Source organism: Stenotrophomonas riyadhensis, from assembly GCF_040256885.1.
Taxonomy (GTDB): domain Bacteria; phylum Pseudomonadota; class Gammaproteobacteria; order Xanthomonadales; family Xanthomonadaceae; genus Stenotrophomonas; species Stenotrophomonas riyadhensis.
On record NZ_CP155568.1, the window covers coordinates 355,884 to 378,767 of the forward strand.

The window sequence follows — 22,884 nt, forward strand, 5'->3', positions numbered from 1 at the left end:
GCCGTTCGCGGCCGTGGTGACAACCGATTCTGAGAGGTGTTTTGCAATGGCGCACTCGGCAGTTGGGCACGACGATCACCATCACCAGCAGAGTTTCTTCGAGCGTTGGTTCTTCTCGACCAACCACAAGGACATCGGCACGCTGTACCTGGGTTTCAGCTTCATCATGTTCATCATCGGTGCGGCGATGAGCGTGGTGATCCGCGCCGAGCTGGCACAGCCGGGCCTGCAGTTCGTCAAGCCCGAATTCTTCAACCAGATGACCACCGTGCACGCGCTGGTGATGATCTTCGGTGGCGTGATGCCGGCCTTCGTCGGACTGGCCAACTGGATGATTCCGCTGCAGATCGGCGCGCCGGACATGGCGCTGCCGCGCATGAACAACTGGTCGTTCTGGCTGTTGCCGGTGGCCTTCAGCCTGCTGCTGCTGACCCTGTTCCTGCCCGGTGGTGCGCCGGCCGGCGGCTGGACGCTGTACCCGCCGCTGTCGCTGCAGGGCGGCTACAACGTGGCCTTCAGCGTGTTCGCCATCCACGTGGCCGGCATCAGCTCGATCATGGGTGCGATCAACATCATCGCCACCGTGCTCAACATGCGCGCGCCGGGCATCGACCTGCTGAAGATGCCGATCTTCTGCTGGGCCTGGCTGATCACGGCCTTCCTGCTGATCGCGGTGATGCCGGTGCTGGCCGGTGCCGTCACCATGCTGCTGACCGACAAGTTCTTCGGCACCAGCTTCTTCAACGCCGCCGGTGGCGGTGACCCGGTGATGTACCAGCACATCTTCTGGTTCTTCGGCCACCCCGAGGTCTACATCATGATCCTGCCCGCCTTCGGCGTGGTCAGCGAGATCATCCCGACCTTCAGCCGCAAGCCGCTGTTCGGCTACCAGGCGATGGTGTACGCCACCGCCGCGATCGCGTTCCTGTCGTTCATCGTCTGGGCCCACCACATGTTCACCGTGGGCATGCCGCTGGGCGGCGAGATCTACTTCATGTTCGCCACCATGCTGATCTCGATCCCGACTGGCGTGAAGGTGTTCAACTGGGTCAGCACGATGTGGCGTGGCTCGCTGACGTTCGAGGCGCCGATGCTGTGGTCGGTGGCCTTCGTCATCCTGTTCACCATCGGTGGCTTCTCCGGCCTGATGCTGGCCATCGTGGCCGCCGACTTCCAGTACCACGACACCTACTTCGTGGTCGCGCACTTCCACTACGTGCTGGTGACCGGCGCGGTGTTCGCGCTGATCGCGGCGGTGTACTACTGGTGGCCGAAGTGGACCGGGCGGATGTACAGCGAGAAGTGGGCCAAGGTGCACTTCTGGTGGTCGATCGTATTCGTCAACCTGCTGTTCTTCCCGCAGCATTTCCTCGGCCTGGCCGGCATGCCGCGCCGCATTCCCGATTACAGCGTGGCCTTCGCCGACTGGAACCTGATCAGCTCGATCGGTGCGTTCGGCATGTTCGTCACCCCGTTCATGATGGCCGCGATCCTGCTGTCCTCGCTGCGCAACGGCGAGAAGGCCGAGGCCCGATCGTGGGAAGGTGCGCGCGGCCTGGAATGGACGCTGCCGTCGCCGGCACCGGCGCATACCTTCACCACGCCGCCGACCATCCGCCCGGGGGATCTGGCGCATGACGACATCACGCATTGAGGTGGGGCATGCATAACGAGAGCCCGCTCCCGATCGGTAGCGTCGAGCCAGGCTCGACTGACGAAAAGCAGCCGAGCATGGCTCGGCTCTACAACAACGAAGCGCAGCCGACCGGCGGTCGGCTCTACCAGGGCGGAAGCATCGAACAGCAGCGCCAGCGTGCGAAGCGCACGGCGATGTGGGTCGGCGCCATCGCCGTGCTGGTCTACGTCGGCTTCATCCTCAGCGGGGTGATCGGCCGATGAGCGAGGCACCGGCCAGCACGCCGTCACCCAGCGCCGGGCTGCCGCGCCTGATCGGCGTGGCGGTGGCGGTGTTCCTGCTCACGTTCTCGCTGGTACCGCTGTACCGCATCGCCTGCGAAAAGGTGTTCGGCGTGCGCCTGGAACGCGGTCCCGGTGGCGAAGCGAGTGCCGGCGCGGCGGCCGGCAAGCGCACCGTGCGCGTGGAGTTCGATGGCGGCGTCAACTCGCGCCTGCCCTGGTCGTTCCATCCCGAACAGTTGACCATGGACGTGGTGCCGGGCGAGCTCAACGAGGCGCTGTACTTCGCCCGCAACGACAGCCAGCAGGCGGTGGTCGGCAGCGCGGTACCGTCGGTGGCGCCGGCGCGTGCGTCGGGCTTCTTCAGCAAGACCGAGTGCTTCTGTTTCACCGCGCAGACGCTGCAGGCCGGCGAGAAGCGCGACATGCCGGTGCGCTTCATCGTCGATCCGGACCTGCCGCCGGAGATCAAGACGATCACCTTGTCCTACACCTTCTACCGCAACGACGCGCTGTCCGATCGGCTGGCTCCGGCCGCCACCTCGGAAGGCGCGCACGCCGCACCCTGACCCGGATACCGACATGGCCCAGACACCGACCGATGCCAACGTGTACTTCGTCCCGGCCCAGAGCAAATGGCCGTTCGTGGGGTCCATCGCGATGATGGTGACCATGGTGGGCGTGGCCAGCTGGCTCAACGATGCCAGCTGGGGACGCTGGACGTTCTACATCGGCATCGCGATGCTGGTGCTGACCCTGTTCTGGTGGTTCAGCGACGTGGTGCGTGAGTCGCAGGCGGGCAACTACAACCACCAGGTCGATGGCTCGTTCCGGATGGGGATGATCTGGTTCATCTTCTCCGAGGTGATGTTCTTCGGTGCCTTCTTCGGCGCGCTGTTCTACACCCGCAACCTGGGCCTGTCGTGGCTCAGCGGCGAAGGCCGCGGGGTGATGACCAACGAGCTGCTCTGGCAGGGCTATTCCGCCGGATGGCCGACCAATGGCCCGGCGGCGATCGGTGGTGCGTTCCAGACCATTCCGGCCTGGGGCCTGCCGCTGATCAACACGCTGATCCTGTTGACCTCAGGCGTGACCCTGACCATCGCCCATCACGCGCTGAAGGCCGGCAACCGCCGCCAGCTGCTGATCTGGCTGGGCCTGACCGTGGTGCTCGGCCTCGGCTTCCTGACCCTGCAGGCGGAGGAGTACATCCACGCCTACAAGGAACTGAACCTGACGCTCGGTTCGGGCATCTACGGTTCGACGTTCTTCATGCTGACAGGCTTCCACGGCGCGCACGTGCTGCTGGGCACGATCATGCTGATCGTGATGTGGCTGCGTTCGGCCAAGGGGCACTTCACCCGCGACAACCATTTCGGTTTCGAAGCCGCCGCGTGGTACTGGCACTTCGTCGACGTGGTGTGGCTGATGCTCTTCATGTTCGTCTACGTGCTTTGACCGCGCACGTATCGGTGGCCTCAGCCGCCGATGCCGTGCGGTTTGATCCAGCCCATGTAGATGCTCACGATCACCAGTACGATCAAGGCCACCGACACCCCGATGCGGCGTGTCAGTGCGTTGACCGTGCGCTTGGTCTGGCCGCGGTCGACCAGCAGGTAATACAGGCCGGCGCCCAGATTCCAGACGATGACGATCAGAAACGCGATTACCAGCAGGGTCTTCAGCGAATCACTCATGCGCGGCTCGAGGGCAGGGTGGATGCGCCTATCTGACCGCGTTTGCGCGGACTTGTCATGATGCGCCAGCACACGCGCGTGATCGGCTGGCTGTTGGCGGTGCTGGCGATGGCCGGTTTCAGCGCATTGGGGCTGTGGCAACTGCAGCGCATGCATGCCAAACAGGCAATGTTGGATGCACAAGGTCCAGCCGTGGCACAGGCGCTGCCACTGGCGCAGGCTCTGGCGGCGCCCGGCGCGTTGCACGGCGTGGCCGACCACGGCCGCTTCCTGCCCGGCGTGGTGCTGCTGGACAACCAGACCCGGCATGGTCGCGCCGGGGTGAAGATCTATCGTCCGTTCCGCAGTGACGGAGGCAGCGTGCTGCTGGTCGACCTCGGCTGGCGCGCGCTGCCGCCGGATCGCACGCTGCCGGATGTGCCGGCGCCGCCTTCGCCGGTGGCGGTGCGTGGGTTGTTGGCGCCGCCGCCGTCGGCGGGACTGGCACTGGGCCCGGCGTTCTCCGCTACCGATGAGGCCGGGCGTTGGCTGGCCAGCCGTTTGCCCGCCGAAGGCCTGGCGCGCGCGCTGGGGCTGCAGGCGTTACCCGAACGCGTCCTGCGCCTGGACCCGGCACTGCCATTCGGCGATGAGCGTGACCTGGACCTGCTGCCGAACACACTGCCGCCGCAGCGTCATCTGGGCTATGCCGTGCAGTGGTTCGGGCTGGCCCTGACCGTGCTGGTCGTTGCGCTGGTGCTGGAGCGGCGTAGGAGACGCTCCATGGCCCGGTAGTGCCGGCCGCTGGCCGGCTCCCCTCGGATTCCTGGATGCCGGCCAGCGGCCGGCACTACCGGGGCACCCCACCCGCATCCCTTGCCCAACCATGAGAAAATGCCCCGCATGAACACTGCTACGTCCCCGCAGGCGCGCGGCTCCGGCCGCCGGACCCTGGTGCTGCTGTTTGCCGTGTTCTTCGGGGCGGTGGCGCTGGCCGCGGTACTGCGCTTCTCCGGCTGGCAGCCGACCGGGCACCGCAACGCCGGCCAGCTGCTGAAGCCGCCGGTGGACCTGCGCCAGCAGGCGCCGACCCTGGCCAGTGGCCAGCCCTATGCCTGGAATCCCGAGGCCCGCACCTGGCGCCTGCTGGTGGCCCCATCCGGCGCCTGCGACGCGCAGTGCGTCACTTTGTCGCAGGGACTGGGCAAGGTGTGGCAGCTGTTCGGCCATAACGCCGATAATGTCGAGATCCTGTGGCTGGGTACGCCACCGGCGTCGATCGCCTCGCTGCCCGCGCTGCGGCCGCTGGCTCCGTCGCCAGCCCTGCGCGCGGCGTTGCCGGGCGTCGATGATCCGGCGGGACTGCCGGTCTACGTGATCGATCCGAACGGCTTCGTGATCATGCGCCATGCCCCGGGCTCCGACCTCGGTGGCCTGCGCAAGGACATGGCCACGTTGCTGAAACTGAAGTGAGTCCCGTTTGATGAGCCTTTCCGCGCGTCCGGCGCTGCACCGCAATTTCCACCGCCTGGCGTGGTTCGCCATGATCATGACCGCGAGCACGATCATGTTCGGCGCGTTCGTGCGCCTGTCCGATGCCGGCCTGAGCTGCCCGGACTGGCCGACCTGCTATGGCCAGGCCACCTGGCCGCAGCACGTGGAAGAGACCATCGGCCACCCGGCGGCGGAGATCCGCCCGCTGGAGACCCACAAGGCCTGGCGTGAGCAGGTGCACCGCTTCCTGGCTGGCGCGCTGGGCATCGAGATCCTGACCCTGGCCCTGTTGGCCACGCGCAAGCGGCGATTCGGAAGCACGGCGGTGGTGACCGCCTGCGTGCTGGTGGCCGCCGGCATACCGCTGTACATGATGGGCTGGCATGGCACCGCCAGCGCCTTGGCCCTGATAGGCGAGGCGATCCTGCTGATCGCCGCGCTGCGCTGGAGCAACATCGACCTGGCGCGCGCTGCATTGCTGACCTTGGCGGTGGTGATCTTCCAGGCCCTGCTGGGCATGTGGACGGTGACCCTGCTGCTCAAGCCCATCGTGGTGATGGGCCACCTGCTCGGCGGCATGCTGATGTTCGGCCTGCTGGTGTGGATGGCCTGGCGCGCGACGCACATGCCGATCACCCTGGCTGAAGCGCCGAAGCTGAAGTGGCTGCTGCGCATCGGCGTCGCGGTGCTGGTCACCCAGATCGCGCTGGGTGGCTGGGTCAGCGCCAATTACGCGGCGCTGGCCTGCGGCGGTGGCAGCGCCTCGCTGGACAACTTCCCGCGCTGCGCCAACCAGTGGTGGCCGCAGCACAACTTCGTCGAAGGCTTCACTCTGTGGCGTGGCATCGGCGTGGACTACGAAGGGGGCGTGCTGGATGGCGCCTCGCGCATCGCCATCCAGATGGCACACCGCCTGTTCGCGGTGGTGGTGGCCGTCTACCTGCTGTGGCTGGGCGTGCGCCTGTTCCGGTTGCCGAGCATGCGTGGCTGGGCCAGCGCGCTGATCGCGCTGCTGGTGCTGCAGGTCACCCTCGGCATCCTCAATGTGAAGCTGGCGCTGCCGCTGGAAGTGGCGGTGGCCCACAACGGCGTGGCCGTTGCCCTGTTGTTCGTGCTGGTCAGCCTGCTGGCCCGCCTGCGTGCCCCGGACTGATTCCATGTTTTCCAATTACCGCCAGTACTGGGACCTGACCAAGCCCAAGGTCGTCGCCCTCATTGTCTTCACCGCCCTGGTCGGCATGGTCCTGGCCATCCCCGGCGTGCCCAGCTGGGAGCAGGTGCGCGCCGGCGTGCTCGGCTTCCTCGGTATCTGGCTGGCGGCCTCGGCCGCCGCCGCGATCAACCAGCTGCTGGATGCGCACATCGATGCGCAGATGGCCCGCACCTCGTGGCGTCCGCTGGTGGTGGGCAAGGTCAAGCCGTGGCAGGTGCTGGTGTTCGCCGGCGTGCTGATCGTGCTGTCGATGACCATCCTGGTGCTGTGGGTGAACCTGATCACCGCGGTGCTGACCTTCGCCTCGTTGATCGGCTACGCGGTGATCTACACCGTGTACCTCAAGCGTGCGACCTCGCAGAACATCGTCATCGGTGGCCTGGCCGGCGCGATGCCGCCGATGCTGGGCTGGGCCGCGGTGACCGGCATGCAGGGCTCGTCGGACTGGGCGTACTCGTCGCTGCTGGTGCTGATCATCTTCATCTGGACCCCGCCGCACTTCTGGGCGCTGGCAATCTTCCGCCGCGAGGACTACGCCAAGGCGGAGATCCCGATGCTGCCCGTGACCCACGGCGTGGTGCACACCCGCAAGCAGATCATGGTGTATTCGGTGGTGCTGGCGCTGGTCTGCCTGCTGCCGTACCTGGTGGGCATGAGCGGTGCGTTCTACCTGGGCGGCGCGATCGTGCTCAACGCCGTGTTCCTCTGGTACGCCTGGCGCATGCTGGACCCGCCGGACGAGCTGTTCTCGATGAAGATGTTCTATTACTCCATCGTCTACCTGATGGCGCTGTTCGCCTTCCTGCTGGTGGACCACTGGATCCTGCCCTGGTTGTGACGGGCGGGTGCATCCACGCATGGCGTGGATCTCCTGTAGAGCCGAGCCCATGCTCGGCTGAGGGTTGATCGGAGAAGCAGCCGAGCACGGGCTCGGCTCTACACTTGATCTGCGCCAGCTGCGTCGCCATTGCTGTTCCTGACCCCAAGGAAAGGACGGCGCAGGGATGCATTCGATCTTCCGCTGGACCGCGGCGCTGCTGCTGACGCTGGGCATGGCCCTTGGTGCGCATGCCGATGACACCGCCGCGCAGATCCGCCAGCATGCCGGTGACCATCGCCTGCTGGTACTGGGCGAATTCCACGGCACCCGCGAGACCCCGCTGCTGGTGCGCCAGCTGGTGGACGACTACAGCCGCACCGGCCCGGTCGTGCTGGCGCTGGAACTGCCACGCGGCGAAACCCCCACGCTACACGATTACCTGGCTTCCGACGGCGGCGAGAAGGCACGCCAGCAGCTGCGCGGGCGTGCCTTCTGGAGCGTGCGCGACGACCAGCACGATGGCCGTCGCAGCCGCGACATGCTGGCGATGATCGAAAGCCTGCGCGTGCTGAAGTCGCAGGGGCGTGTGATCGAAGTCGTTGGCTATGACGTCAATGCCAGCAAGGGCGGCAACCAGGCCCGCGATGACCACATGGCTACCGAGTTGCGGCGCCTGTACCGGCGTCTGCCGGCTGACGCACGCATGCTGGTGCTGACCGGTAACGTGCACGCCATGCTGCAGCGGCCGCAGGGCATGCCGCCGGAAATGCAGCTGCACCCGATGGCCTCCCAGCTGCGGGATCTGGAGATCTACAGCGTGCGGTTGGGCGCGCAGCGTGGTCAGGCGTGGGGATGCGCGGGCCGCTGCGTGGCGCGGTCACTTCCAGAGCAGGTGGCCACGGCGCCGCGGGTCGATGCCGATGCGAAACGGCCGTACGACCTGTGGGTGTGGATGCCGGAGTTGAGCGTCGGCACGCTGGTGGGCCCGTAACGGCAGGCAACCCATCCACGCATGGCGTGGATCTACTGGTGGTTCACGCCATCGGTGGGAGTAGAGCCACGCCATGCGTGGATGGGCTCTCACGGAACCCGGCGCAGCCAGTGTCGGGTTTCGCCCGGGATGGCTGCAACTGCGCGCATCGACCAAGCCGTCGCGCTGTAGGGTTTTGCCGCGCTGTCAGCTTCCTGCACGCAAGGCGTCACAGATACCGACTGTTCCACCAGACCGGATCATCAACAGTAGATACACAGGTATTGCGGGATGACTCGCAATTCTGTGGAGCAATCAATGAGATGTCATGTTTCTCTGCCCATCGTTCTGTGTGCCGCGCTTACCTGCCTGGCTGGCAATGCGGCAGCAGAAGTAAAAGCACTGAGTCGGGCCAACTGCATTGGATTCATCAACGAATCCGTGACCTATGAACGGCCCCAGTTTCGCAGTTTTCAGGGGTCGGCCGTAACCAGGCACGTTCCCCTCGGGAACATTGAGCCGAAGCATGCTTTCGGTGCGCCTAACAATGGACTGTACTCCTGGCGATTTTACGCAGGCGATGGCAGTGATCCAGAACGAATGGTTGTTCACGGATATCACACATGGGTGCTGGGCGGACGCGTATTTACGCAATCCACGAGTGCGGTCGATTGCCAACTTTCGGAGTGGTGAGCATCATGAAGAGTCTTTGCTTTATCGCATTCTCGCTGGCCATGTCGATGTCAGCTCAAGCATCCCAGAATGAACCTGCTCCCGATGCGGTAGGGAGCTGGCTACACCAACGCGCCATGCAGGCTGCAATGCAGGAGGCCTCGGCAATGGGAAGATCGTCCGCCAGCGTGGGCAGCTACCAGATGGTGAAACTGGCAGACCTTGATGCCCCCCGAGAAGTGAAGCGGCAGCTTCGCGATGACATCGAACGATCCAACGGTGTCGTGCGGGTTGCAGCAGGGAGCATCCCAACGCAGGCCGAAATGCTGGCTGCCGTGCCGCGGACTCACCGCTCAACTCCAGAACTACGCCAGCGCCTGCCGCAGCCACCCAGCAGGCTGGAAAGCAGCCTGCTGGGCGCAGCCGAGATGATTGGCATGGAGCCCAGTGGTGCGTTGGAGGGTGGAAAGTCCTCGGGCTTGAGCCGTTTCTACCGGCTGGAGGGTGTCGGCATCGTGGAGTTCAGCGAGAACAACTTCCTCGCTGCGGGCATGCAGATCGAGGTCATCGCGGAGGCGCAGAACACCGTGGTGGACGGCAAGCCCGCTTACCTCGGGAAGGTTGTGGATAGTGTCGGCCGTACTCGGGTTGAGCTTGCCTGGACGGGAGACAGCAAGACCTACAGTCTGACCGTCACGGGCGAGCCGGGCAGCGACGTGGAGCGCAACGCCCGAGTGCTGCACGACATCGCCGCGGCCATCGTGGATTAGCGGCGGCGTATGCGTCATCCACGCATGGCGTGGATCTACTGCGGGTTCACGCTATCCGCGGTTTGGTAGATCCACGCCGCGCGTGGATGGGCTCTCTACAAAAACCCGCGCGCCCAATCAGGGCGCGCGCTTCGCATACCGCTGCGCGATCACACCGCAGACGATCAGCTGGATCTGGTGGTAGATCATCACCGGCAGCACGATGGCGCCGAGGCTGCCGCCGGCGAACAGCACCTTGGCGATCGGCACGCCGGTGGCCAGGCTCTTCTTCGAGCCGCAGAAGACGATGGCGATCTCGTCCTCGCGGTTGAAGCGAAGGCGGCGGGCGATGAAGGTGATCAGCGGCATGGCGATGCCGAGCAGCACGGCGGCGACCACCGCCACGGCCAGCAGCGACAGCAGCGGTGTCTTGCTCCACAGGCCCTCGGTGACGGCTTCGCCGAACGCGGAGTACACCACCAGCAGGATGGTGGCCTGGTCGGTGTAGCGCAGCAGCGCGCGCTGCCTCTCTACCCAGCCGGCAATCCACGGCCGCAGCAGATGGCCGGCCACGAACGGCACCAGCAGCTGCAGCATGATGCCGCCGATCGCGTGCAGCGGGTCATGCACGCCGCCGGAGGTACCGGCCAGCGCGGTCAGCAGCAGCGGCGTCAGGAACACGCCGAGGATGCTCGACAGCGACGCGCTGCATACCGCTGCAGGCACGTTGCCGCGGGCCATCGAGGTGAACGCGATGGACGACTGCACGGTGGAGGGCAGGGTGCACAGGAACAGCACACCCAGGTACAGCTCCGGGGTCAGCAGCCAGCCCGACAGTGGCTTGAACATCAGCCCCAGCAGCGGGAACAGGATGAAGGTGCAGGCCAGGATGGTCAGGTGCAGCCGCCAGTGCAGCATGCCGCCGATGATCGATTCGCGCGGCAGGCGTGCGCCATGCAGGAAGAACAGCGCGGCAATGGCGACGGTGGTGACATCGTCGAGGACGATGGCGGCGGCGCCCTTCATCGGTAGCAGCGAGGCCAGGCCGACGGTGCACAGCAGGGCGAGGGTGAAATTGTCCGGTCGCAGGCGCGACCACCAGCGGGTCATGGTGGGCAGAGTCCTTGGTGCGGAGGGTTCAGGGCGAGGTGACCGGTGTGGCCAGGCGCTGGCGGGTGGCGGCTTCCAGCGACTTCAGGCCGGCACGCTGGCCGAGCTGCAGGGCCTGTTCCGGGCTGGCGTGTTCGTAGCGTGCATTGACCAGGCCGAGCACGGCACCGGCGCGGTTGCCGGAGGCGCAGTGCAGCAGCACCGGCCCCTGGCTCTGCTGCAGGACCTGGTGCACCGCGCGTACGTTGGCGGCATCGAGCCCCTCGGCGCCGGCCACGGGAATGCGCACGTAGCGCAGGCCCAGTGATTCGGCCACGCGGGTTTCGTCGAAGCCCCGGTCCTCGCCGGGCTGGCGCAGGTCGATCACGGTGCGCACGCCCTGCGCGGCCAGGGTCTGCAGCTGTGCGACGCTGGGTTGGCCGCCGGCATACAGGCCGGGGCGGACTTCGTTGAGGGGCGCGTCTTCGGCCAGGGCCGTCAGTGGCAGGCAGAGCGACAACAACAGCAGGCAGGTCAGGCGCAGCAGCATGGTCCTCTCCGGGAAAATGTTCTGCCGCTACAGGCGCAGTCCGGCGCGGGCCTTCAGCAGCTCGCGCAGTTCGTACTTGTCAGTATCGTCCAGACCCTGCTGCCGCTGCTTTGCCAACAGCTCTTCCAGACGTTGCACCAGCAGCTGTTTCTCCAGCTGGGCGACGGCATCGTGCAGTTCCTGGGTCCAGCTCGCATCGTCGCCCGGCATCGTCTGCGCGGCCAGGGTATGCAGCGACGCTTGCTCCTCACGCCCGTCGAAGTGCTCCAGCAGGGCGCCGGTGCTGATGTCCGGGCGCTGTTCGACCAGGCCCAGCAGCTCCAGCAGCAGCTCCACGCCGGGCAGGCGCAGGCCCTGGAAGTGGTGCTTGCCGCCCAGCGTCAGTGCCAGCGACGGCTGCTGCAGCAGTACGGCGATCGCGCCGCGTACCAGGCTGCGCTTGGCCACGGGCTGGATCGTTCGCGAGGGCTGGCGCTGCGGCATCGGCGCGCGTGCGGCCTGGGCGTTGCCGCCAAGGCCGGTCAGCTGCGCCAGCTGCTGCTTCATTAGATCGCCGAAGGCGCCGTCGGGAATCTGCGCCAGCATCGGCTTGGCCCGCTCGGCCAGGCGTGCCTTGCCATCGAGCGTGCCCAGGTTGATCTCGCGGGTCAGTTCATCGAAGAAGAACTGCGACAGCGGGGTGGCCTGCTTCAGGCGTTCGTTGAAGGCCTCGGCGCCTTCCTTGCGCACGATGGTGTCCGGGTCCTCGCCATCGGGCAGGAACAGGAAGAAGGCCTGGCGGCCATCCTTCATGCGCGGCAACACCGACTCCAGCGCCTTCCAGCCGGCGCGGCGGCCGGCGGCGTCGCCGTCGAAGCAGAAGAACACATCCGGTGCGTTGCGGAACAGCAGCTCGGCATGGTCCGGCGTGGTCGCGGTACCCAGTGTTGCCACCGCCTGGGTGACGCCGAACTGGAACAGCGAGACCACGTCCATGTAGCCCTCGACCACGATCAGCCGCTCGATCTTCTGGTTGGCCTGGCGCACCTGCCACAGGCCGTACAGCTCGCGGCCCTTATGGAACAGCGCGGTCTCGGGTGAGTTGAGGTACTTGGGGCCGTCGTCCTTCTCGAACACGCGGCCACCGAACGCGATCACCCGGCCACGGCGGTCGAAGATCGGGAACATCACCCGGTCGCGGAACTTGTCATAGACGTGGCCGCGATCGTTCTTGGAGAACAGGCCGGCGCGATCGAGCAGCTTCATGCGGCGCTCGTCCTTGCCCAGCGCATCGCGCAGGCCGCTGTAGCCATCCGGTGCGTAGCCGATCTGGAAGCGCGCGCGGTTCTCTTCGTCCACGCCACGGCCATCCAGGTAGCTGCGGGCCTTGTCGCTGCCCTGCAGGTTGTTCTGGAAGAACTTGGTCGCGGCATCCAGCGCCGAGTACAGCTCGCGGCTATCGTCCTGCTGCTGCGGGCTGCGCGGGTTCTCGCTGCGCGGCACTTCCATGCCCGCGCGCTTGGCCAGCTCATCCACCGCATCGAGGAACTCGAGGCGGTCGTAGTTCATCAGGAAGCTGATCGCGGTACCGTGCGCACCACAGCCGAAGCAGTGATAGAACTGCTTGGTGGGGGAGACCGTGAACGACGCCGATCGCTCGTCATGGAACGGACAGCGCGCCGCGTATTCCTTGCCCTGGCGCTTCAACGGCACGCGGCTGCCCACCACCTCGACGATGTCGGAGCGGGCCAGCAGGTCGTCGATGAAAGCGTCGGGGATACGGGCCATGGGCAACAGGGCAGGGCGCGGCCGCCAGGGCGCGCAGCGGGGGGCGGCGGATTCCCCTAGTTTACCCGCTGGCGCCGCCGGGACCGGCCTGTTCGGCTTCGACCCCGGCCTTGGCCAGCTGCGCCCGTGCATGCTGACGCTCGTCGATCACTGCGGTCATCAGCGCGCCGACGAAGAATACGGCGGTGGCGTAGTAGATCCAGACCAGCGAGATCACCAGCGCGCCCATTGAACCGTAGGCGCTGCCCGGAGCCACGGTGGCGATGTAGACGCCAATCCCGTAGCGGCCGAGGGTGAACAGGATCGAGGTGATGGCACCGCCGATGAAGGCCTGGCGCCAGGCCACGCGGCGGTCGGGCAGGTAGTGGTAGAGGAAGGCGAAGGCCAGCGTGTACAGCAGCAGCGAGGTCAGGTACCCGATCGCCGGCAGTACCGAGGGCAGCTGCGCGAACACCACCTGCAAGGCGGTAGTGGCGGTCATCGACAGGATCAGCAGGAAGCCCAGCGCCAGCACCACGCCGAACGAGAACACGCGCTTGCGCAACCAGGCCTTGACGCCTTCCAGGCGTTGGCCGCTGGTGTGGAAGATCCGGTTCAGCGCGTTCTGCAGCTGGGCGAACACCGCCGTGGCGCCCACGAACAGCAGCAGCGTGCTCCACAGGCCGGCCAGTGAACCGACGCTGGGCTGGCTGTTGGCGTTGTGCAGCACGGTGTCGGCGACGCTGGCCACACTGCTGCCAGCGACCGAACCGATCTGGCTGATCAGCGTCTGCTGCGCCGGTGGGTACAGCGAGGCGGTCAGCCACAGCAGCAGCACCAGCAGCGGTGCCATCGACAGCAGGGCGTAGAAGGAAACCGAGGCGGCCTGGGTCAGCACGTCGATTTCGACGAAGCGCTTGGCCACCGCCATCGGGAAGCTGTCCTGCAGCTTTCCCAGGCGGGATCGGACGGCAGGCAGGAAGGCGCGGGGATGGGGCATCAGCGGACAACGGTGAGGGACGGGAGAGTGTTTTTCTAGCAAATCACGACGTCATGCGGGGTGAAGCGCCTATTCAGCACCTCGTTCCGTGAGCGTCCGCGCTATCCTTTTGGCGGACCGAAGGCGCGCAAGGGGGTTGCCGTCGCGGTATCCGGGGCCGGCTGCCGCAGCGCAGGGCCACGACATTCCAATTTCTCTACAGAAGGACGCGTTATGAAAGGGATGGTCTACACCACGATGGTGTTGCTGGCGACCGTGAGCGGCTCGGCTGCCGCAGCATCGGCCGCCTGTGAGAAGGCATTCAAGACGGTAGGGGATCCGCGAAACGGCGCGATGTACATGGCCGACATCACCGTGCCGGGGCTGAAGGTGCAGAGCGCGCTGGACCAGCTGCGGCAGATCGGTGCGGAGGATGAATTCGAAGTGGGCGGGCAGCTGGTGGAAGGCAATACCGGCAACCAGTACCTGATCCAGACCAAGGGGCTGCGTACGCCGCTGGTGCTGATCGGCACCGCCGACCACACCGGCCGGGTCACCCTTGCGACGAAGCTGGCGCGTGGCCAGACGATCGGCCAGGAAGAGGCGCGGCAGTCGATGTGCGCCATGCTGGACAAGCTGAAGGGGGGCAGCCAGGGCGAAGCGCTTGCCGCGGCGGCGCGCTCGAAGCAGCCCATGCCTGCGCCGGAAGAGGTGGCCGCGCCGGACCTGTCCAAGAAGATGGGCAAGGAAGTGCGCAGCACGATGGCGGCCTACAATGCCGCCGGCAGCTTCAAGGACCTGATGCTGGGAACCACCACCAACAAGGAAGACCTGGGCGATCGTTCGGCCACCTTCCTGCCGCTGTACGCGAAGTACATCGGCCGCCGATACCGCATCGACGGGCAGGTATATACGGTCAATCGGAACAGCTACTCCACCCGCCCGGGTGAAGTGGGGTCGATCAACTACCTGGTGACGCCGGAACGCGGCCTGCTGCGGATCCGCCAGAACGACTCCTTCAACAACAACAACTACACCATCCGCTGCGAGTTCGCGCCGGACCAGGCTGCCAACTTCAGCATGCTGCGCGAGCGTGACTGGGCAAAGCTGGAAGGCGAGGTGAGCTCGCTCGAGGGCAGCTCGATGACCCTGCGCAACTGCCGCCAGGTGTAAGCGGCAGCGCCACCACCTGCCGGATACGACAAGGCCCGCATTTGCGGGCCTTGTCGTATCCGGCAGGTGCGGCGAGGTTCAGCCGGCCAGCTGCTGCTTGACCAGCTTGGACACCAGACCCATGTCGGCCTGGCCGGCCAGCTTGGGCTTCAGGGCGCCCATCAGCTTGCCCATATCGGCCGGGCCGGAGGCGCCGGTCTCGGCGATGGCGGCCTGGATGGCGGCCACGATCTCGGCTTCGCCCATCTTGGCCGGCAGGTAGGCTTCGATGACCACGATCTCGGCGCGCTCGATCTCGGCCAGGTCTTCGCGGTTGGCGGCTTCGAACTGGCTGACCGAGTCCTTGCGCTGCTTGACCATCTTGTCGAGCACGGCGATCACGGCGGTGTCATCCAGCTCGATGCGCTCGTCCACTTCGCGCTGCTTGATGGCGGCGTTGATCAGGCGGATCACGCCCAGCTTGTGCTTCTCGCCCGCCTTCATGGCGGCCTTCATGTCTTCGGTGAGCTGCTGCTTCATGCTCATGAGGAACCTCGTGGTGGTAGGTGGGGCGGGGCGGATGCCCGAACCCGAAAACGCAAAAAGCCGGCGACGCTCGCGCGTGCCGGCTTCGGCTCCATCGCGACGGGCAGGCCCGCCGCAATGAAGATGCGTCCGATCAGTACAGGCGCTGACGCTTGGTGACGTCGCGCGACGAGCGGCGCAGCTGACGCTTCACAGCAGCGGCGGCCTTGCGCTTGCGCTCCTGGGTCGGCTTTTCGTAGAACTCGCGCTTGCGGGTTTCGGCCAGCACACCGGCCTTTTCGCAAGTGCGCTTGAAGCGGCGAAGAGCAAACTCGAAGGGCTCGTTCTCGCGGACTTTGACGCTGGGCATGGAATCTCCGGGACACAGTAGAACCGGGTCACGCCCGGCGAGCCGCACATTATAGCGGCGAATCAACAAACTGCAAGCGGCCAACCCTGAATACGGGCCGGGGGTTCGAAAGCAGTGAGATCTGCACGTCCCCCGAGGGGGCGGCAGGGGCGTCATAATAGCAGGCATGCGAGTCCTTGGCATCGAATCTTCCTGTGATGAGACCGGCGTGGCGGTGTATGACACCGACCTGGCCGGCAGCGCGGCCCTGCGCGCCCATGCGGTCTACAGCCAGATCGCCCTGCACGCCGAATACGGTGGTGTGGTGCCCGAACTGGCCAGCCGCGACCACGTCCGCAAGCTGCTGCCGCTGGTGCGACAGACCCTGGCCGACGCCGGCCTTGGCGTGGACGACATCGACGGCGTGGCCTATACGGCCGGGCCCGGCCTGGTCGGGGCACTGCTGGTCGGCGCGGGCGTGGCGCGTTCGCTGGCCTGGGCGCTGGAGGTGCCGGCGGTGGGCGTACACCATATGGAAGGCCACCTGCTGGCGCCGTTGATGGAAGACGATCCGCCGGAAGCGCCGTTCGTGGCGCTGTTGGTGTCCGGTGGGCATACCCAGCTGGTGGCGGTGGACGCGATCGGCCAGTACCGCCTGCTGGGCGAGACCCTGGACGATGCGGCCGGCGAGGCCTTCGACAAGACCGCCAAGCTGATGGGCCTGCCGTACCCGGGCGGCCCGCAGCTGGCCAGGCTGGCCGAGCAGGGCAGGCCGGGGGCCTACCGCTTCGCGCGGCCGATGACCGACCGCCCGGGGCTGGATTTCAGCTTCTCCGGCCTGAAGACCCAGGTCCTGATGGCCTGGCGCGACAGCGACCAGAGCGAGCAGACCCGCGCTGACATCGCCCGGGGCTTCGAAGACGCCGTGGTCGAGACCCTGTCGATCAAGTGCGAGCGCGCGCTGGAAGCGGCCGGGACCAATGTGATCGTGGTGGCCGGCGGTGTCGGTGCCAACAAGCGCCTGCGCGCCCGCCTGCAGCAGATGGCCGAGCGCCTCGGCGGACGGGCCTGTTTCCCGCGGCCGGCGTTGTGCACCGACAACGGCGCGATGATCGCCTTCGCCGGCGCGCTGCGGCTGCAGGCCGGCCAGCACAGCCCGCCGAAGGTGGACGTGACCCCGCGTTGGGATATGGCGACGCTGCCGGCGGTCTGAGTTCCAACGGCCGCTCCCTGTAGCGTCGAGCCATGCTCGACTGCGCGTGATCCAGGCTACGCACGCGCGCCCAACGGCGACGCTGCCAATACCGTCGTCGCCCGCTCATGGCGCTGCAGCCACCCCAGAGTGTGCGGGCAGCGGGCGTGGATCAGCCGTCCGATCGCCGCCAGGTCGGCACCGATGTCGCGTTCCAGGATGGGTTCGTGGTGGGCGATCCGATTGCGCAGGAGGCGGATGCGGTCGAGGTCGGCATGGATGGACCGACGCAGGACGGACAGCGGCACCGAGGGTGCGTGTGGCAGCGCCAGGCCCATGGTCCCGGCCCAGATCGAATGCTCGAACCGTCGAGCGAACAATTGCTGCCAGAAGCCGAATCGCAGTTTGGCGATGACCTCCGGTACATCCCGCGGAGCTCCGGCGCTGCCGCGGACATCGCATAGCGAGGCAAGGGCGCCTTCGGCAGGAAGGCTGCGCAGCAGCGCTGGATGCCAGGGCCAGCATCGACCATAGCGATGCACCAGCGCCGTAGCGGCTGCATTGCGGATCACGACTTCACAGATATGCAACGGTGGCAGGAGAGCAGCACACATCTGCATGTTCCAGGCATAGAGCGTGGCTGGATCGGCTACGCAACGAGAAGCGATGCGCTCGTAGGTCGACCATCTCTGCCGGGATAGCGCTGCCTGCAGGATCCTGCTTTCCTTCATCAACTCACTCCCAGGGAACGTGGTTTCACCTTGACCTTGGGAACGAGGCAGGAACATCAGAAAACGGCATCATGATCGTCGGTGTTTTTTCGTGGATCGGCTCGGTTTTTCACCCGGTCGTCTGCCGTGACGCATTTGCCAATTGACTGGTCTGGGGGCACTCCTAACCTTGCGGCGTGTGCTCCGGGACTCGCGGCTGGATTCCAGCTTCCCCTGGGGACGTTGAGAGGTACCAAAGGGCCCCGCTAGCAGGGCCCTTTGTCTTTTCTGAAGCCGTGTCCCTGCCGGCTGCTCATCGCCCGTTCCGGGCAGGCTCACCGCCGTGCCGTTACCATGGCCCCCTGTACTCGGGCTGGTAAGCGCAATGGACAAGGTTTTCATCGAGGGGCTGACGATCGACGCCCTGATCGGTATCTACGATTGGGAACGACGGATCCGCCAGGACCTGGTGTTCGACCTGGAAATGGGCTTCGACAACCGTCGTCCCGCGGCCTCCGACGACATCGCCCATACCCTGAACTACAAGGCGGTGAGCAAGCGCCTGGAGCAGTTCGTGCGCGAGTCGGAGTTCGGCCTGGTGGAAACCCTGGCCGAGCGCTGCGCACGGATCGTGCTGGACGAATTCGACGTGAAGTGGCTGCGCCTGAAACTGAGCAAGCCCGGCGCGGTGCGTGGCGCGCGCGCGGTGGGCGTGATCATCGAGCGCTCGCGGGACTGATCCGGTAGTGCCGGCCGCTGGCCGGCACCCCCAACAACAACGACAACGCAAGGAGACAACTGATGGTGGACGCGGTGGTGGCGGTACAGTGGCTGGAACGGCTGCAGAACACACTGGAACCCTATCCCGGCGCCTACCTGGCGTTGATGATCTCAGCCCTGCTGATCGCCGCGGGCCTGGCCAACTGGGTGACCAAGCGCATTCTCGTGCGCGGCCTGCGGCGCCTGCTGCAGCGCCTGCCCGGCGCCGAGTCCGGGCGCGGCAGCCACCTGATGCGGGTGATCTCGCGCCTGTCCAACGTGGTGCCCAGCCAGGTGATCGCCTCGGGCATCACCCTCATTCCCGATCTGCCGCCAGGCCTGGTCAACGTCATCATCAAGCTGTGCATCGTATGGGCCGTACTGACGGTGTCGATGGCGTTCTCGCATGCGCTGGACGCGGCCAACAGCCTGTACGAACGCAAGCCCGATGCGCGCAACAAGCCGATCAAGGGCTACCTGCAGGTGGTCAAGATCGTGGTGTTCGTGGCCGCCGGCCTGTCCATCATCGCCACCCTGCTGGGGGTGAAGCTGGGCCCGCTGGTGACCGGCCTGGGCGCGGCCACAGCGGTGCTGATGCTGATCTTCCAGGACACCATCCTGTCGCTGGTGGCCAGTGTGCAGATCAGTGGCGATGGCCGCGTGCGCATCGGCGACTGGATCGAGATGCCCAGTCAGAACGCCGACGGTGACGTCATCGATATCGCGCTGCATACCGTCACGGTGCAGAACTTCGACAAGACCATCACCACCATCCCGACCAAGAAGCTGGTGACCGAGTCGTTCAAGAACTGGCGCGGCATGCAGGAGGCCGGTGGCCGCCGCATCAAGCGCGCGCTGTACCTGGACCAGCACAGCGTGGGATTCCTGGACAAGGGCGACCTGGCCTTCCTCGGCGAATTCGCATTGCTGCGTGACTACCTGCAGGAGAAGGAGCAGGAGCTGGGCCAGTGGAACGGGCGCCTGCGCGAGCAGGGCGTGGCCGAGGTCAACAGCCGCCGGGTGACCAACCTGGGCACCTTCCGTGCGTATGTGGAGCGCTATCTGCGCAGTCACCCGGGCATCCATACCGACATGACCCTGCTGGTGCGACAGCTGCAGCCGACCACCGAGGGCCTGCCGCTGGAGCTGTACTGCTTCACCCGCAGCACCGCCTGGGGCGAGTACGAGGCGGTGCAGTCGGACATCTTCGACCACCTGCTGGCGATCCTGCCGGCCTTCGGCCTGCGGGTGTTCCAGGCCTCCAGCGACGCCATGTTGATGGCCGGGCAGCGCCAGTTGGCCGGCTCGGAGTAAGCTGCGATGCCTCCGGCCGGACCGTACGGATCCGGCTGGAGCCTGAAACTGAATGACGAAACCTCTCGCCAAATGGCTCGGGATCGCTAGAATGCCGGGCTTGTAAACGTTTTCATCAAGGACTGCTGGTGGCCTCCGATCGCATCGAATCCCTCATTGCCCAGATGACCGTCGAGGAAAAGGTCGGCCAGCTGGGTGTCTTCGCGGACATGGTCCGCCCGTTCGCCCCGGACGTGAACCCGGAAGCCAACGTGCGCAATGCCGACCAGGTGCTGCAGCAGGTACGCGAGGGCAAGGTCGGTTCCCTGTTCAACGGCGTGGGCGCCGAGCTGGGCCGCCGGATCCAGCAGGTCGCCACCGAAGAGAGCCGCCTCGGCATCCCGGTGATCCTGGCCGCCGACGTCATCCACGGCATGCGCACCGTGTTCCCGATCCCGCTGGGCGAGGCCGCCAGTTTCGAGCCGGAGCTGGCCGAGCGCACCGCACGCGCCACCGCCATCGAAGCCACCGCTGCCGGCCTGCACTGGACCTATGCGCCGGCGGTGGACATCGCCCGCGACCAGCGCTGGGGCCGTGGCGCCGAGGGTGCCGGTGAGGACGTGGTGCTGGGCTGTGCGTTCGCCGCCGCCCGCGTGCGCGGCTTCCAGGGCAGCGACCTGCGCGCCGACGATTCGTTGCTGGCCACGCCGAAGCACTTCGCCGCCTACGGTGCGGTGATGGCCGGCATGGAATACAACATGGTGGACATCTCGCCGCAGACCCTGCGCGACGTGCACCTGCCGCCGTTCAAGGCCGCCTTCGACGCCGGCGCGATCACCGTGATGTCCTCGTTCAACGACATCAACGGCGTGCCGGCCAGCGCCAATGCCGAGCTGCTGACCGACATCCTGCGCGGTGAGTGGAAGTTCCCGGGCGTGGTGATCTCCGACTACACCGCCGACATGGAACTGGTCGCGCACGGCTATGCCGCCGATGACCGCGATGCCACCGCCAAGGCGTTCACCGCCGGTCTGGACCTGAGCATGCAGAGCGGTTTCTACGCCGAGCACCTGCCGGGCCTGGTCGAGAGCGGCGAGGTGCCGATGGCGGTGCTGGATGAAGGCGTGCGCCGCATCCTGTGGCTGAAGGAAACCATCGGCCTGTTCGACGACCCGTACCGTTCGCTGGACCCGGCGCGCGAAGCCGATACGTCGCACCTCGCCGCGCATGACGCGCTGTCGCGCGATGCCGCGCGCCGTTCGATCGTGCTGCTGAACAACCGCGACAACGTGCTGCCGCTGCAGAAGCGCGGGCAGAAGATCGCGCTGATCGGCCCGTTCGTGCAGGACCGCGAGAACATCGAAGGCTGCTGGACCCTGTTCGGCGACAAGCAGCGCTACGTGGACCTGGAAACCGGCGTGCGTGCCGCCATCGGCGACGAGGCGTTGCTGGAGATCGTGCCGGGCTGCGAACTGGAAACCGCGATTCCGGGCGGCACCGAAGCGGCCGTGGCCGCCGCGCTGCGTGCTGATGTGGTGGTGCTGGCGCTGGGCGAGCCGCAGCGCTACAGCGGTGAAGCGCAGTCGCGCGTGGAGATCACCCTGCCGCCGGCCCAGCAGGCGCTGGCCGAGGCGGTGGCGATGACCGGCAAGCCGCTGGTGGTGCTGCTGCGCAATGGCCGCGCGCTGGCGCTGCAGGGCGCGGTGCGCAATGCACAGGCGGTGGCGGTGACCTGGTACCTCGGCACGCAGACCGGCCATGCGGTGGCCGATGTGCTGTTCGGCGACTACAGCCCGTCCGGCCGCCTGCCGGTCAGCTTCCCGCAGGTGTCCGGCCAGCAGCCGTATTTCTACAACCACCCGCGCACCGGTCGCCCGGAACTGCCGACCATGTCCGAGTTCAAGGCACGCTGGCGCGAGATCCCGAACGAGCCGCTGTATCCGTTCGGGCATGGCATCGGCTACACCACCTTCGCTTACGGCATGCCGCAGCTGAGTGCGGCCCAGCTTGGCTGGGACGACAGCCTGACCATCACCACCACGTTGACCAACAGTGGCGACGTGGCCGGTGAAGAAGTGGTGCAGCTGTACATCCACGACCGCGTGGCCAGCCGCGTGCGTCCGGTGCGCGAACTGAAGGACTTCCGCAAGGTGGCACTGCAGCCGGGCGAGTCGGCCGAAGTGGTGTTCACCCTGACCCGCGAGCAGCTGGCGTTCACCGGCCGCGACGGCGTGCTGCGTGCCGAGCCGGGCCAGTTCGACCTGTGGGTCTGCGCCTCGTCTGCGGCAGGTGAAGCCGTGCAGTTCGAACTGCTGAAGGCCTGATCGAGAAAAAGGGGACGGAGGGGATTAAGTCGTTAGTGGCACAAACGACTTAATCCCCTCCGTCCCCTTTTTTGTTGTCCTCACTGGCACGGCGCTACCATCGGTGTTCTTGAACCGATGGATGCCCGCGCATGCGCACGATCGCTGTGTTGATTCCCGCCCTGTTGCTGGCGGCCTGTTCGCAGCCGGCGCCGCCGGCCGAGCCTGCGGTGGATGCACCGCCGCCGATGGAGGCCAGTGCTGCGGCGACGCCCGCGGCTGAACCGGCGAAGGCTGCTGCTGAGCCGGTCGGCGCCGCACCGGCGGATGTGTCCGCGGAAGACGCGCGTGCACGCATCGAGACCCTGCTCGGTGATGCCGCGCAGTACGAGAAGGTCTTCAACGCGTTCAAGACCGCGGTGGTCAGCGGTGATCGCGCTGCGGTGGTGGAGGAAGTGCGCTTCCCGTTGAACATCAGCGGTGGAAAGAAGATCACCGGCCCCGGTGAGTTCCAGCGCAACTACGAGAAGATCATCACCCCGGCGGTGGTCAAGGCGGTGTCCGGGCAGGACTTCGGCAAGGTGTTCGTCAACCAGCAGGGCGTGATGATCGGTGACGGGCAGGTGTGGTTGAACGGGCAGTGCCTGGACCAGGCCTGTGCGCAGACCGAGGTGAAGGTCATCACCATCCAGTGAACGCAGACGGCCCCGCGTGCGGGGCCGTTGC

General features: G+C 66.4%; 24 protein-coding genes. 16 read left to right on the forward strand and 8 right to left on the reverse strand.

Annotated features, from left to right (window positions below):
* Window positions 1–46: 46 nt before the first annotated feature.
* The 4 genes from ctaD to SriyCCGPB3_RS01630 are packed head-to-tail and all read left to right on the forward strand — an operon-like array spanning window position 47 to window position 3,375.
* The gene (gene ctaD / locus SriyCCGPB3_RS01615) at window positions 47–1,654 is read left to right on the forward strand and encodes a cytochrome c oxidase subunit I (protein ID WP_004153896.1); all 1,608 of its coding nucleotides are present in this window, start codon (window positions 47–49) and stop codon (window positions 1,652–1,654) included.
* Between the two features lie 8 nt (window positions 1,655–1,662).
* Window positions 1,663–1,899, forward strand: coding sequence for a hypothetical protein (locus SriyCCGPB3_RS01620; protein ID WP_153856999.1), 237 nt, complete (start codon window positions 1,663–1,665; stop codon window positions 1,897–1,899).
* Window positions 1,896–2,486, forward strand: a complete 591-nt coding sequence (locus SriyCCGPB3_RS01625) for a cytochrome c oxidase assembly protein (RefSeq protein ID WP_149909064.1) — start codon at window positions 1,896–1,898, stop codon at window positions 2,484–2,486. Before SriyCCGPB3_RS01620 ends, SriyCCGPB3_RS01625 begins: the two co-directional genes overlap by 4 nt.
* A 13-nt stretch (window positions 2,487–2,499) precedes the next feature.
* Complete coding sequence (locus SriyCCGPB3_RS01630; protein ID WP_005412024.1) at window positions 2,500–3,375, forward strand: cytochrome c oxidase subunit 3; 876 nt, start codon at window positions 2,500–2,502, stop codon at window positions 3,373–3,375.
* Window positions 3,376–3,395: 20 nt separating this feature from the next.
* On the opposite strand, the gene SriyCCGPB3_RS01635 is transcribed toward SriyCCGPB3_RS01630, so the two are convergent.
* The gene (locus SriyCCGPB3_RS01635; RefSeq protein ID WP_010484233.1) at window positions 3,396–3,614 is read right to left on the reverse strand and encodes a twin transmembrane helix small protein; all 219 of its coding nucleotides are present in this window, start codon (window positions 3,612–3,614) and stop codon (window positions 3,396–3,398) included.
* A gap of 57 nt (window positions 3,615–3,671) precedes the next feature.
* Here SriyCCGPB3_RS01635 and SriyCCGPB3_RS01640 point away from each other — a divergent pair, with 57 nt between their 5' ends.
* From SriyCCGPB3_RS01640 to SriyCCGPB3_RS01665, 6 genes are all read left to right on the forward strand, one after another.
* Window positions 3,672–4,388 (forward strand): SURF1 family protein, encoded by a 717-nt coding sequence (locus tag SriyCCGPB3_RS01640; protein WP_350259770.1) that lies wholly within the window; start codon window positions 3,672–3,674, stop codon window positions 4,386–4,388.
* A gap of 108 nt (window positions 4,389–4,496) precedes the next feature.
* Complete coding sequence (locus SriyCCGPB3_RS01645) at window positions 4,497–5,066, forward strand: hypothetical protein (protein WP_110710826.1); 570 nt, start codon at window positions 4,497–4,499, stop codon at window positions 5,064–5,066.
* Window positions 5,067–5,076: 10 nt separating this feature from the next.
* Complete coding sequence (locus SriyCCGPB3_RS01650) at window positions 5,077–6,240, forward strand: COX15/CtaA family protein (RefSeq protein ID WP_087921290.1); 1,164 nt, start codon at window positions 5,077–5,079, stop codon at window positions 6,238–6,240.
* Between the two features lie 4 nt (window positions 6,241–6,244).
* Window positions 6,245–7,138 (forward strand): heme o synthase, encoded by an 894-nt coding sequence (gene cyoE, locus SriyCCGPB3_RS01655; RefSeq protein WP_014035731.1) that lies wholly within the window; start codon window positions 6,245–6,247, stop codon window positions 7,136–7,138.
* A 166-nt stretch (window positions 7,139–7,304) separates the two neighbouring features.
* Entirely contained in the window at window positions 7,305–8,111 is an 807-nt protein-coding gene (locus tag SriyCCGPB3_RS01660; RefSeq protein WP_350259771.1) for a calcium-binding protein, read from the forward strand.
* A gap of 668 nt (window positions 8,112–8,779) precedes the next feature.
* Complete coding sequence (locus tag SriyCCGPB3_RS01665) at window positions 8,780–9,532, forward strand: hypothetical protein (protein WP_350259772.1); 753 nt, start codon at window positions 8,780–8,782, stop codon at window positions 9,530–9,532.
* A gap of 117 nt (window positions 9,533–9,649) precedes the next feature.
* Here SriyCCGPB3_RS01665 and SriyCCGPB3_RS01670 read toward each other — a convergent pair whose 3' ends face one another.
* The 4 genes from SriyCCGPB3_RS01670 to SriyCCGPB3_RS01685 all read right to left on the reverse strand — a co-directional run bounded on the left by SriyCCGPB3_RS01670 (window position 9,650) and on the right by SriyCCGPB3_RS01685 (window position 13,896).
* A complete protein-coding gene (locus tag SriyCCGPB3_RS01670; protein ID WP_164162237.1) occupies window positions 9,650–10,621 on the reverse strand; it encodes a bile acid:sodium symporter family protein in 972 nt (323 codons plus the stop codon).
* Window positions 10,622–10,649: 28 nt separating this feature from the next.
* Complete coding sequence (locus SriyCCGPB3_RS01675; RefSeq protein ID WP_350259773.1) at window positions 10,650–11,150, reverse strand: protein tyrosine phosphatase family protein; 501 nt, start codon at window positions 11,148–11,150, stop codon at window positions 10,650–10,652.
* A 27-nt stretch (window positions 11,151–11,177) separates the two neighbouring features.
* Window positions 11,178–12,917, reverse strand: a complete 1,740-nt coding sequence (dnaG, locus tag SriyCCGPB3_RS01680) for a DNA primase (protein ID WP_110710830.1) — start codon at window positions 12,915–12,917, stop codon at window positions 11,178–11,180.
* Window positions 12,918–12,978: 61 nt separating this feature from the next.
* Window positions 12,979–13,896 (reverse strand): YihY/virulence factor BrkB family protein, encoded by a 918-nt coding sequence (locus SriyCCGPB3_RS01685; protein WP_153857005.1) that lies wholly within the window; start codon window positions 13,894–13,896, stop codon window positions 12,979–12,981.
* A 213-nt stretch (window positions 13,897–14,109) separates the two neighbouring features.
* Between SriyCCGPB3_RS01685 and SriyCCGPB3_RS01690 the strand changes: the two genes are divergently transcribed.
* Window positions 14,110–15,048 (forward strand): hypothetical protein, encoded by a 939-nt coding sequence (locus SriyCCGPB3_RS01690; protein WP_228756498.1) that lies wholly within the window; start codon window positions 14,110–14,112, stop codon window positions 15,046–15,048.
* Window positions 15,049–15,126: 78 nt separating this feature from the next.
* On the opposite strand, the gene SriyCCGPB3_RS01695 is transcribed toward SriyCCGPB3_RS01690, so the two are convergent.
* Window positions 15,127–15,573, reverse strand: coding sequence for a GatB/YqeY domain-containing protein (locus SriyCCGPB3_RS01695; RefSeq protein WP_180855405.1), 447 nt, complete (start codon window positions 15,571–15,573; stop codon window positions 15,127–15,129).
* Window positions 15,574–15,706: 133 nt separating this feature from the next.
* On the reverse strand, window positions 15,707–15,922 hold the full coding sequence (gene rpsU, locus SriyCCGPB3_RS01700; protein ID WP_002808376.1) for a 30S ribosomal protein S21: 216 nt from the start codon (window positions 15,920–15,922) through the stop codon (window positions 15,707–15,709).
* Between the two features lie 166 nt (window positions 15,923–16,088).
* On the opposite strand from rpsU, the gene tsaD reads away from it, so the two are divergent.
* The gene (gene tsaD / locus SriyCCGPB3_RS01705) at window positions 16,089–17,114 is read left to right on the forward strand and encodes a tRNA (adenosine(37)-N6)-threonylcarbamoyltransferase complex transferase subunit TsaD (RefSeq protein WP_180859627.1); all 1,026 of its coding nucleotides are present in this window, start codon (window positions 16,089–16,091) and stop codon (window positions 17,112–17,114) included.
* 56 nt (window positions 17,115–17,170) lie between these two features.
* Here the strand turns inward: tsaD and SriyCCGPB3_RS01710 are convergent, their stop codons facing one another.
* On the reverse strand, window positions 17,171–17,881 hold the full coding sequence (locus SriyCCGPB3_RS01710; protein ID WP_350259774.1) for a hypothetical protein: 711 nt from the start codon (window positions 17,879–17,881) through the stop codon (window positions 17,171–17,173).
* A 307-nt stretch (window positions 17,882–18,188) separates the two neighbouring features.
* Here SriyCCGPB3_RS01710 and folB point away from each other — a divergent pair, with 307 nt between their 5' ends.
* From folB to SriyCCGPB3_RS01730, 4 genes are all read left to right on the forward strand, one after another.
* Entirely contained in the window at window positions 18,189–18,542 is a 354-nt protein-coding gene (gene folB / locus SriyCCGPB3_RS01715) for a dihydroneopterin aldolase (RefSeq protein WP_110710836.1), read from the forward strand.
* Between the two features lie 62 nt (window positions 18,543–18,604).
* Window positions 18,605–19,876 (forward strand): mechanosensitive ion channel family protein, encoded by a 1,272-nt coding sequence (locus tag SriyCCGPB3_RS01720; protein ID WP_110710837.1) that lies wholly within the window; start codon window positions 18,605–18,607, stop codon window positions 19,874–19,876.
* Between the two features lie 128 nt (window positions 19,877–20,004).
* The gene (locus SriyCCGPB3_RS01725; protein WP_350259775.1) at window positions 20,005–22,179 is read left to right on the forward strand and encodes a glycoside hydrolase family 3 N-terminal domain-containing protein; all 2,175 of its coding nucleotides are present in this window, start codon (window positions 20,005–20,007) and stop codon (window positions 22,177–22,179) included.
* A gap of 131 nt (window positions 22,180–22,310) precedes the next feature.
* Complete coding sequence (locus tag SriyCCGPB3_RS01730; protein ID WP_248858844.1) at window positions 22,311–22,853, forward strand: hypothetical protein; 543 nt, start codon at window positions 22,311–22,313, stop codon at window positions 22,851–22,853.
* The last annotated feature ends 31 nt before the right edge of the window (window positions 22,854–22,884 follow it).

Bases quoted from the DNA above. Each gene is read 5' to 3' on its own strand.
- folB (WP_110710836.1), top strand. From the start codon at position 18,189: ATGGACAAGGTTTTCATCGAGGGGCTGACGATCGACGCCCTGATCGGT.
- cyoE (WP_014035731.1), top strand. From the start codon at position 6,245: ATGTTTTCCAATTACCGCCAGTACTGGGACCTGACCAAGCCCAAGGTC.
- SriyCCGPB3_RS01630 (WP_005412024.1), top strand. From the start codon at position 2,500: ATGGCCCAGACACCGACCGATGCCAACGTGTACTTCGTCCCGGCCCAG.
- SriyCCGPB3_RS01675 (WP_350259773.1), bottom strand. From the start codon at position 11,150: ATGCTGCTGCGCCTGACCTGCCTGCTGTTGTTGTCGCTCTGCCTGCCA.
- rpsU (WP_002808376.1), bottom strand. From the start codon at position 15,922: ATGCCCAGCGTCAAAGTCCGCGAGAACGAGCCCTTCGAGTTTGCTCTT.
- SriyCCGPB3_RS01620 (WP_153856999.1), top strand. From the start codon at position 1,663: ATGCATAACGAGAGCCCGCTCCCGATCGGTAGCGTCGAGCCAGGCTCG.
- SriyCCGPB3_RS01645 (WP_110710826.1), top strand. From the start codon at position 4,497: ATGAACACTGCTACGTCCCCGCAGGCGCGCGGCTCCGGCCGCCGGACC.
- ctaD (WP_004153896.1), top strand. From the start codon at position 47: ATGGCGCACTCGGCAGTTGGGCACGACGATCACCATCACCAGCAGAGT.
- SriyCCGPB3_RS01695 (WP_180855405.1), bottom strand. From the start codon at position 15,573: ATGAGCATGAAGCAGCAGCTCACCGAAGACATGAAGGCCGCCATGAAG.
- SriyCCGPB3_RS01730 (WP_248858844.1), top strand. From the start codon at position 22,311: ATGCGCACGATCGCTGTGTTGATTCCCGCCCTGTTGCTGGCGGCCTGT.
- SriyCCGPB3_RS01635 (WP_010484233.1), bottom strand. From the start codon at position 3,614: ATGAGTGATTCGCTGAAGACCCTGCTGGTAATCGCGTTTCTGATCGTC.
- tsaD (WP_180859627.1), top strand. From the start codon at position 16,089: ATGCGAGTCCTTGGCATCGAATCTTCCTGTGATGAGACCGGCGTGGCG.
- dnaG (WP_110710830.1), bottom strand. From the start codon at position 12,917: ATGGCCCGTATCCCCGACGCTTTCATCGACGACCTGCTGGCCCGCTCC.
- SriyCCGPB3_RS01685 (WP_153857005.1), bottom strand. From the start codon at position 13,896: ATGCCCCATCCCCGCGCCTTCCTGCCTGCCGTCCGATCCCGCCTGGGA.
- SriyCCGPB3_RS01670 (WP_164162237.1), bottom strand. From the start codon at position 10,621: ATGACCCGCTGGTGGTCGCGCCTGCGACCGGACAATTTCACCCTCGCC.
- SriyCCGPB3_RS01720 (WP_110710837.1), top strand. From the start codon at position 18,605: ATGGTGGACGCGGTGGTGGCGGTACAGTGGCTGGAACGGCTGCAGAAC.
- SriyCCGPB3_RS01710 (WP_350259774.1), bottom strand. From the start codon at position 17,881: ATGTTCCTGCCTCGTTCCCAAGGTCAAGGTGAAACCACGTTCCCTGGG.
- SriyCCGPB3_RS01625 (WP_149909064.1), top strand. From the start codon at position 1,896: ATGAGCGAGGCACCGGCCAGCACGCCGTCACCCAGCGCCGGGCTGCCG.
- SriyCCGPB3_RS01650 (WP_087921290.1), top strand. From the start codon at position 5,077: ATGAGCCTTTCCGCGCGTCCGGCGCTGCACCGCAATTTCCACCGCCTG.
- SriyCCGPB3_RS01690 (WP_228756498.1), top strand. From the start codon at position 14,110: ATGAAAGGGATGGTCTACACCACGATGGTGTTGCTGGCGACCGTGAGC.
- SriyCCGPB3_RS01640 (WP_350259770.1), top strand. From the start codon at position 3,672: ATGATGCGCCAGCACACGCGCGTGATCGGCTGGCTGTTGGCGGTGCTG.
- SriyCCGPB3_RS01660 (WP_350259771.1), top strand. From the start codon at position 7,305: ATGCATTCGATCTTCCGCTGGACCGCGGCGCTGCTGCTGACGCTGGGC.